Source organism: Actinosynnema sp. (genome assembly GCF_052038725.1).
On sequence record NZ_JBQGCX010000566.1, the window covers coordinates 1 to 2,007 of the forward strand.

Here is a 2,007-nt window from a genome sequence, read left to right on the forward strand (position 1 = left end):
GCAGGCGCGCCGGGTTCGGCAGGCGCGCCGGAGCCGGCAGATGTGCCGGAACCTGCGGGCGTGCAGCGGTCGGCTGGCGCCCCCGGACCGGCCAGCGCCCCCGGACCGGCCGGTTCGCGCGGCGCGCTCACGGCCGCTCCCCCACCGCGACGCGGGCCAGCGCGCGCAGAGACTCGGTGCCCGGCGCGTAGTACCCGTCGTGCGCGGTGACGCCGCCGGTCGGCAGAGCGCGCGCGCCGAACTCCGGGTCGGCGGGGTCGGGGCCGTGGCCGAGGTCGAGCAGCCGGGTGTTCGGCACCCGGCCGATCCAGTCCGCGTCCGCCCGCCCCGCCCAGACCCGCGTGCCCGCGCCCAGCTCCGCCGCCGAGCCCGCCCGCACGCCGGGGCTGCCGGTGAGCGCGACGTCCGCGACCGGGACGCCCCGCCCGGCCAGCTCCCGCGCGGCGAGGCCGCACACGACGGTGCCGTAGCTGTGGCACAGCAGGTGCACCCGGCCGGGCAGGGTCGCGACGTGGTCGGCGAGCGCGCGGGCCCCGGTGCGGGCCAGGCGGCCCGAGGCCGCGTCCACGCCCACCCCGGACGGGGTCTCGTAGCCGAGCCAGGCCACCACCGCCAGGTCCGGCCGGTCGGCCTCGGCCCGCACGGCGCGGGCCATCGCGCCCACCGTGCGGTCGAAGCCGGCCTCGGTCACGTCCGAGCCGGGCACCACCACCGCCACGTGCGCGGCGGACGCCAGGTCCCCGAGCACCTCCACCCGGCGCACCTCGCGCCCACCGCCACCCGGCGCGACCAGCACCAGCAACGCGGCCAGCGCCGCGATCGACTTCCCCATGGCGGCGAAGCTAGGGAGGTGACGGGCGGCGGGTCGTCACCCCGGAGTCGGGCTACCCCGGTACCACGAGCCCGGACTCGTAGGCGGCGATCACCGCCTGGGCGCGGTCGCGCAGCCCCAGCTTCATCAGCACCCGGCTCACGTGCGTCTTGACGGTCTGCTCGGCCACGTTCAGCCCGCGCGCGACCTCGGCGTTGGACAGGCCGCGCGCGACCATCAGCAGCACCTCGGTCTCCCGGTCGGTGAGCGCGGTCAGCGCCGGTGGCCGCACCGCCCGCGCGGTCCTGGCCCGGACGAAGTCCTCGATGAGCCGCTTGGTGATGGACGGCGCGAGCAGCGCGTCGCCGCGCGCGACGACCCGCACCGCGTCCAGCAGCTCGCGGGCGGGCGCGTGCTTGAGCAGGAACCCGCTGGCCCCGGCGCGCAGCGCCTCGTACACGTAGTCGTCCAGGTCGAAGGTGGTGAGCACGAGCACCCGCGCCGGGTCGTCGGCGAGCATCCCGGTGGCCTCGATGCCGTCGACGCCGGGCATCCGCACGTCCATCAGCACCACGTCCGGCCGCAGCGCGCGCACCTTGGCGACCCCCTCCGCGCCGTCGCCCGCCGCGCCGACCACGGTGATGTCGGGCTGGGCGTCGAGCAGCGCCGAGAACCCCTCCCGCACCATCTCCTGGTCGTCGACCACCAGCACCCGGATCACCGCCGCCCCGCTCCCCGCCTGGTTCCCCACCGCGCCGTTCCCCACCGCGCCGTTCACCGCCGCACCGCTCACCGCCCCTCCCCCAGCGGGATCCGCGCCAGCACCTCGAACCCGCCGTCGCCGGACGGCCCCGCGTCCACCGTCCCGCCGTGCACCGCGACCCGCTCCCGCATCCCCACCAGACCCAACCCGCTCCCCCCGCCCAGCGACGCCCCGCCGCCGGTGTTGCGCACCCTGACCGCCAGCGCCCCGCGCCGCAGCCGCACCCGCACGTCCACCTCGCACCCCGGCGCGTGCCGCCGGGCGTTGGTCAGCGCCTCCTGCACCACCCGGTACGCGGTCAGCCCGACCGCCTCCGGCACCCGCGCGTCCACCACCCGCGCGCCGGGAGCCAGGTCGGCGATGTCGGCCAACCCCGGCTGCGGGGCCAGGTCGGCGTGCTGCCCCTCGGCGCGCAGCACCCCCAGCAGCCGCT

At 78.4% G+C, this 2,007-nt stretch carries 3 protein-coding genes; all 3 read right to left on the reverse strand.

The genetic code is table 11. From position 1 onward, the window contains the following. Positions 1–127: 127 nt before the first annotated feature. Positions 128–832: an alpha/beta hydrolase gene (locus ACTUAL_RS11400; RefSeq protein WP_440900238.1), complete on the reverse strand. Its 705-nt coding sequence runs from the start codon at positions 830–832 to the stop codon at positions 128–130. Between the two features lie 52 nt (positions 833–884). Further along, positions 885–1,532, reverse strand: a complete 648-nt coding sequence (locus ACTUAL_RS11405) for a response regulator (RefSeq protein WP_440900240.1) — start codon at positions 1,530–1,532, stop codon at positions 885–887. Between the two features lie 68 nt (positions 1,533–1,600). Beyond that, positions 1,601–2,007: sensor histidine kinase (locus tag ACTUAL_RS11410; RefSeq protein ID WP_440900239.1), on the reverse strand; the 407-nt coding region annotated here is incomplete at its 5' end.